We start from the raw sequence: 6731 nt of genomic DNA, 5'->3' as shown, positions 1-6731 counted from the left end.
GGCCGGGCTGATCCCCCGGCCCGGCCCCGCACCCGCGTCCCGCGCGGTGTCCCCGCGGCTCACCCCCCGGCGGGCGGCGCGGCCCCCGGGCCGTCCTCCTGCGCCCGGCGCGGGGGCGGCGGGACCGTCGGGCTCAGCCGCAGCCAGAGCAGGAACAGCAGTCCCAGGGCGAGCATCGCCAGTCCGGTCCAGAGGTTGATGTTGATGTCCTGGGCCTTGGCCAGGTCCGCGTCGGAGACGAAGAACCCGGCGACGGTGACCAGGACGCCGTAGATCACGAACAGGAGGCCGATGACGCGGCGGATGTCGAACAGCCGGGCGGCGCTGGCCGAGGTCGCCTCCAGCTCCAGCTCCTCCTCCCGCCAGTCCTCGCCCAGGCCGCCGGTTCCGCCGGTTCCGTCCGGGCCGCGGGAGTCCCCCGGGCCCCGGTACTCGTGGGCGCCGTGCGGACCGTCGGTGCCGTTGGTGCCGTTCGTCACGGTGGATCACATCCTTCGGTGTGCGGTGCCGGTGTGCGGTGCGCGGGGCGCTCAGAAGGAGAACGGGATGTAGCAGAGGGCGGCGAGGACGATGGCGCCCCAGCCCAGCAGCGCGGGCCGGCGGTACCAGGCCTCGTCGCCCGCGGCCGGGGGCTCGGCCACGCCCGGGGCCCGGGTGCCGTACACCAGGCCGGCCAGCCGCTCGACGGGCTTGGGTTTGGTGAACGGGGTGAGGACGACCACGACGATCGCGCCGACGACGAAGGCGACGATGGCCGAGACGAAGTTGGCGCCCTGGTCGGAGGGGATGTCGACCAGCCCGCCCCGGTAGAACCAGAAGTAGTTGACCATCGCCGAGAGCGTGCCCGCCAGCAGCCCCCAGAAGCCGGCGGCGGCCGTCATCCGCTTCCAGAACATGCCGATGATGAAGACGGTGAACAGCGGCACGTTGAAGAAGGAGAACAGCGTCTGGAGGTAGTTCATGATGTTGCTGAACGTCGCCGCGATGAACGCCGTCCCCATGCCCAGCAGCACGCCGACGGCCGTGACCACGCGGGCGGTGGTCACGTAGTACGCGTCGGGGCGGCCCCTGACCAGGTAGGCCCTCCAGATGTCGTGGGTGAAGACGGTGTTGAAGGCGGAGACGTTGGCGGCCATGCCGGCCATGAAGGCGGCGAGCAGACCGGTCACCGCGATGCCCAGCACGCCGTTGGGCAGCAGGTCCCGCATCAGCAGGGGGACCGCCTCGTTGTACTCCAGACCGCTGCCCGGCCCGATGTCCGGCGCCACCACCAGCGCGACCAGACCGGGGATGACGACGATCGCCGGGATGAAGATCTTGGGGAAGGCGGCGATCAGCGGGGTGCGCTGGGCGGCGGAGAGGTTCTTGGCGGAGAGGGCGCGCTGGACCTCGGCGAAGTTCGTCGTCCAGTAGCCGAAGCTCAGGGCGAAGCCGAGGCCGAGCACGATGGTGAGCCAGTTGGCTCCCAGCGGGTTGTCCGAGCCGATGCCGGTCCCGCCCCAGGCGGAGACGAAGTTGCCGCCCTGCGAGGCGGTGAGCGAGTCGCGCAGCCCGCTCCAGCCGCCCACGCGGACCAGGGCGAGGACGGTCAGCGGGATCAGCCCGGCCAGGATGACGAAGAACTGCACGACCTCGTTGTAGATGGCCGAGGACAGGCCGCCCAGGGTGATGTAGAGCAGGACGAACAGGCCCGAGACCACGATGGACACCCACTGCGGCCAGCCCAGCAGCGCCTCCAGCACGATCGCCAGCGCATAGAGGTTGACGCCCGCGATCAGCACCGAGGCGGCCGAGAAGAGGATGCCGCTGAGCAGGTGGGACGAGGGCCCGAAGCGGTGCAGCAGGAACTCGGGGACCGAGCGCACCCGGGACCCGTAGTAGAAGGGCATCATCACCAGGCCCAGGAAGACCATGGCCGGGATGGCGCCCACCCAGTACCAGTGCACGGTGTAGACGCCGTACTGCGCGCCGTTGGCCGCCATGCCCAGGATCTCCAGGGCGCCGAGGTTGGCCGCGATGAAGGCGAGGCCGGTGACCCAGGCGGGCAGCGAGCGGCCGGAGAGGAAGAAGTCCAGGCTGGTCTTGATGCTGCGCCGGGCGGCGAACCCGACGCCCAGGACGACGATGAAGTAGATGGCCAGGATCGTGTAGTCGAGGGCGTTCGTGGGGAGCCGGAGATCCTGGGCCAACTGGTACGACGGCATGAGCAGGTCGCCTCCATGGCGTGACGGGGCCGTTGTGGGGTGGTCCCTTGACGTCAATGTTCACTCATGGTTTTTTATGTTCGATTATGTTTGGGTCGTAGTATAGGGAGACCCCACGTGAAAAAGACCTCGACCCGCCTCGCCGACGGTCGCGAACTCGTGTACTACGACGTTCGCGATGCCGCGGGACGCGATGCCGTGGACCGGCGCCCCCTGGACGCCGTGGCCACGGCGTCGGAGATCCGCCACGACCCGTTGCTCGACGAGTGGGTCGCCGTCACCGCGCACCGCCAGGCCCGTACGTACCACCCGCCGGCCGACGAGTGCCCGCTCTGCCCGTCCCGGAACGGCCGTCTGACGGAGGTTCCGGCCGAGGACTACGAGGTGGCCGTCTTCGAGAACCGCTTCCCGTCCCTGGCGGGCCCCCCGGGGCCGGCGGAGGCGGAGGACGACGGCGGTCTCCTCCCGCGCGCCCCGGGCGCCGGGCGCTGCGAGGTGGTGTGCTTCACCTCCGACCACGAGGCGTCCTTCGCCGACCTCACCGAGGAGCGGGCGGCCCTGGTCGTGGACGCCTGGACCGACCGCACCGCCGAACTGTCGGCGCTGCCCGGCGTCCGCCAGGTGTTCTGCTTCGAGAACCGGGGCCGGGAGATCGGCGTCACCCTCGGCCACCCCCACGGCCAGATCTACGCCTACCCCTTCGTCACCCCGCGCACCGCGCGGACGCTGCGCTCGGCCGCCGCCCACCGGGAGCGCACCGGCGGCAACCTCTTCGACGACGTCGTCGCCGCCGAGCGCGCCGACGGGCGGCGCGTGGTGCTGGACGCCGGGCACTGGACCGCCTTCGTGCCGCACGCCGCGCGCTGGCCGTACGAGGTGCACCTCTACCCCCGGCGGCGGGTGCCGGACCTGACGGCGCTGGACGAGGACGCCCGCGCCGAGCTCCCCGGGGTCTACCTGGAGCTGCTGCGGCGCTTCGACCGGATCTTCGGCCCCGGCGAGCCGCCGACGCCGTACATCTCCGGCTGGCACCAGGCGCCGCTGGGCCCGGAGGGTGAACGGGAGTGGTCCGGGCGGGCGGACTTCGCCCTCCACCTGGAACTCTTCACGATCCGCCGCACGTCCGGGAAGCTGAAGTACCTGGCGGGCTCGGAATCCGGCATGGGGGTCTTCATCAACGACGTGCCGCCCGAGACCGCGGCCGAACGACTGCGAGAGGTGGCGAGCGAGTGAGCGGCACGTATCTGGTGACCGGCGGGGCCGGTTACGTCGGGAGCGTCGTCGCGGCGCACCTGCTGGAGGCGGGGCACCGGGTGACCGTGGTGGACGACCTGTCCACCGGCTTCCGCGAGGGCGTGCCGGCGGGTGCGGACTTCGTCCGGGGACGGATCCAGGACGCCGCGGACTGGATCGACGGCTCCTACGACGCGGTGCTGCACTTCGCGGCCAGCTCCCAGGTCGGCGAGTCCGTCGTCCACCCCGAGAAGTACTGGCGCAACAACGTCGGCGGCACGATGGCGCTGCTGGACGCGATGCGCTCGGCCGGGGTGCGCACCCTGGTGTTCTCCTCCACCGCCGCCACCTACGGCGAGCCCGAGGAGGTCCCCATCACCGAGGGCTCCGTCACCGTGCCGACCAACCCCTACGGCGCCTCCAAGCTCGCCGTGGACCACATGATCGCCGGGGAGTGCGCGGCCCACGGCCTGGCCGCCGTCTCGCTGCGCTACTTCAACGTGGCGGGCGCGTACCGCAGCGCGCACGGCGCCCTCGGCGAGCGGCACGACCCCGAGTCGCACCTCATCCCGCTGGTGCTCCAGGTCGCGCTCGGGCAGCGGGAGTCGATCTCGGTCTACGGCGACGACTACCCCACCCCCGACGGCACCTGCGTCCGCGACTACATCCACGTCGCCGACCTCGCCGAGGCTCACCTGCTGGCCCTGGACGCCGCCGAGCCGGGCGAGCACCTGGTGTGCAACCTCGGCAACGGCAACGGCTTCTCCGTCCGCGAGGTGATCCGCACGGTCCGCGAGGTCACCGGCCACCCCATCCCCGAGACGGTGGCGCCGCGCCGCGGCGGCGACCCGGCGTTCCTGGTCGCCTCGGCGGACCGGGCCAGGGAGCGGCTGGGCTGGCGGCCCTCCCGCGCGGACCTGAGGGACATCGTCGCCGACGCCTGGGCCTTCGCCCGGGGCAGGGCGCTGGAGAACACCCCGGGAGGCGCGGCGTGAACGGGACCGTGGACCCGGAGGCGGAGGCCGAGGCGCTGGACGCGGCGCAGACGGCGGAGGCGGCCGACGGCTTCCGCGCGGTCCACGGCGGCGAGCCCGCCGGGATCTGGGCCGCGCCGGGCCGCGTCAACCTCATCGGCGAGCACACCGACTACAACGACGGCTTCGTCATGCCGTTCGCCCTGCCGCACACCACCCGGGTGGCGGCGGTCCGCCGCGACGACGGCGTGCTCGGCCTCCACTCGGCCGAGGCGTCCGGCGGCACGGTGCGCCTGTCCGTCGAGAAGCTCGCCCCCGGCGGGCCCGACGGCTGGGCCGCGTACCCGGCCGGCGTGGTGTGGGCGCTGCGCGAGGCCGGCCTGCTGTCCGGCCGGGACGGGGGCGCCGACCTGTACGTCCGCAGCGACGTGCCCGCCGGCGCGGGCCTGTCCTCCTCGGCCGCCCTGGAGGTGGCCACGGCGGCGGCGCTGAACGACCTGTACGGCCTGGACCTGCCCCCCGAGCGGATCGCCCGGCTCTGCCAGCGGGCCGAGAACGACTTCGTCGGCGTCCCCTGCGGGATCATGGACCAGATGGCGTCGGCCTGCTGCACGGCCGGGCACGCGCTCCACCTGGACACCCGCGACCTGGCCACCCGCCAGGTCCCGTTCGACCTGGCGGCGGCGGGCCTGCGGCTGCTGGTGGTGGACACCCGGGTCAAGCACGCGCTGGGCGACGGCGAGTACGCCCGGCGCCGGGCGGGCTGCGAGGAGGCCGCGGCGGCCCTGGGGGTCGCGGCCCTGCGCGACGTGCCGTACGGGGAGCTGGACGCGGCGCTGGCCCGGCTGGCCGATCCGGCGCTGCGGCCCCTGGTGCGCCACGTGGTCACCGAGGACCGGCGGGTCGAGGAGGTCATCGCCCTCCTCGACGCCGGCGATCCCCGCTCCATCGGCCCGGTCCTGACCGCCGGTCACGCCTCGCTGCGCGACGACTTCGCCGTCTCCTGCCCCGAGCTGGACCTGGTGGTGGAGACGGCGAACGCGGCGGGCGCGCTGGGCGCCCGGATGACCGGCGGCGGCTTCGGCGGCTCGGCGGTGGTCCTGGTGGAGGCGGCCGGGGCGGAGGAGGTCGGCGCGGCGGTCGCCGACGCGTTCGACGCGGCGGGCCACCGGGCCCCGCGGCTGTTCGAGGCGGTGCCCTCCCGGGGGGCGCGCAGGCTGGACGGGTGAGGACGGCGGCCTGCGGGGCGGCACGTCCGGCGCGGTGATCGGATCACGTCCCGAACGGTCGCCCCGCATCGCACAGGAGGCCGCGGACCGTGCCCGTTCGGTCGGCCGAGGGGGCGTGGACGGTCAGTTTTCACCAATCCGCCTCCCCCGCCGGACCCCCGCCGTACGCTGATGGGCAGCGCCGGCGGGGGCCGGTGCCCGTCAGGGGGCGGCACACGCCGGATGCGACGCCCGGGGGCGGGGTACGAGCAGGGCACGGCGGCGGCCGTGCGGTCCACCGGTTCCCGTACCGGGCGCCGTGCCCGGCGCGGGCGGGTCTTTTCGGCGGCAGGGGGTGTGCGTGCAACGTATCCGGGTTCTCGTGGTGGACGACCACCGCATATTCGCCGAGTCGCTCGCCGCGGCACTCGCGGTGGAGCAGGACGTGGAGGTGGCCGCGGCGGGCAGCAGCCCCGCGGCGCTGCGCGCCCTGGAGCGGGGGGCGGCCGACGGCCGCCGCTTCGACGTCCTGCTGATCGACGCCGACCTGGGCGGCGCGCCGCCGGATGCGGGCGAGGCGCCGCCGCCGGATCCGTCCGCCGACGCCCCGGCCGCGGACGACGGGATCGCCCTGGTCTCGCGGGTCCACACCGCCCACCCCGCCGTCCGCACCGTCGTGCTCGCCGAGCGCGACGACGCGCGCCGCGCGGCGGCCGCCCTCCAGGCGGGGGCGTCGGGCTGGGTCGCCAAGGACTGCTCGCTCTCCCGGCTGCTCCAGGTGGTCCGGGGCGTGCTGCGCGGGGAGACGCACCTGCCGCCCGCGCTGCTGACCGGGGTGCTGCGCGAGCTGACCGCGACCCGCAGGCACCGCACCGAGAGCGAGCGGCTGGTGGAGTCGCTGACCCCGCGCGAGCGCGAGGTGCTGCGCTGCATGGTCGCCGGGCTGGGCCGCAAGGCGGTGGCCGAGCGGCTGTACCTGTCCCCGCACACCGTCCGCACCCACATGCAGAACGTGCTGGGCAAGCTCGGGGTGCACTCCACCCTGGCCGCGGTGGCGCTGGCCCGCCGGGCGGGCGTCGGACCGGCGGACCTGGAGCACGTGACGACGTGAC

6 protein-coding genes are annotated in these 6731 nt (G+C 74.0%); 4 read left to right on the top strand and 2 right to left on the bottom strand.

Going from position 1 to position 6731, the window contains the following annotated elements:
- Window positions 1-59: 59 nt before the first annotated feature.
- Both QC029_RS24365 and QC029_RS24360 read right to left on the bottom strand, forming a co-directional pair.
- Entirely contained in the window at window positions 60-377 is a 318-nt protein-coding gene (locus tag QC029_RS24365) for a hypothetical protein (protein ID WP_279557923.1), read from the bottom strand.
- 153 nt (window positions 378-530) lie between these two features.
- Entirely contained in the window at window positions 531-2204 is a 1674-nt protein-coding gene (locus QC029_RS24360) for a sodium:solute symporter family protein (RefSeq protein ID WP_279557918.1), read from the bottom strand.
- 117 nt (window positions 2205-2321) lie between these two features.
- Between QC029_RS24360 and galT the strand changes: the two genes are divergently transcribed.
- The 4 genes from galT to QC029_RS24340 all read left to right on the top strand — a co-directional run bounded on the left by galT (window position 2322) and on the right by QC029_RS24340 (window position 6730).
- The gene (gene galT / locus QC029_RS24355) at window positions 2322-3437 is read left to right on the top strand and encodes a galactose-1-phosphate uridylyltransferase (RefSeq protein WP_279557917.1); all 1116 of its coding nucleotides are present in this window, start codon (window positions 2322-2324) and stop codon (window positions 3435-3437) included.
- Window positions 3434-4432: a UDP-glucose 4-epimerase GalE gene (galE, locus tag QC029_RS24350; RefSeq protein WP_279557916.1), complete on the top strand. Its 999-nt coding sequence runs from the start codon at window positions 3434-3436 to the stop codon at window positions 4430-4432. Before galT ends, galE begins: the two co-directional genes overlap by 4 nt.
- A gap of 35 nt (window positions 4433-4467) precedes the next feature.
- Complete coding sequence (gene galK, locus QC029_RS24345; RefSeq protein ID WP_279557922.1) at window positions 4468-5640, top strand: galactokinase; 1173 nt, start codon at window positions 4468-4470, stop codon at window positions 5638-5640.
- A gap of 340 nt (window positions 5641-5980) precedes the next feature.
- Window positions 5981-6730 (top strand): response regulator transcription factor, encoded by a 750-nt coding sequence (locus tag QC029_RS24340; protein WP_279557915.1) that lies wholly within the window; start codon window positions 5981-5983, stop codon window positions 6728-6730.
- Window position 6731 lies beyond the last annotated feature (1 nt).

Source organism: Streptomyces sp. DH37, assembly GCF_029813835.1.
In the GTDB taxonomy this organism is placed as follows: domain Bacteria; phylum Actinomycetota; class Actinomycetes; order Streptomycetales; family Streptomycetaceae; genus Streptomyces.
This window is presented reverse-complemented; position numbering and strand designations above follow the sequence as displayed.

Bases quoted from the DNA above. Each gene is read 5' to 3' on its own strand.
- QC029_RS24360 (WP_279557918.1), bottom strand. From the start codon at position 2,204: ATGCCGTCGTACCAGTTGGCCCAGGATCTCCGGCTCCCCACGAACGCC.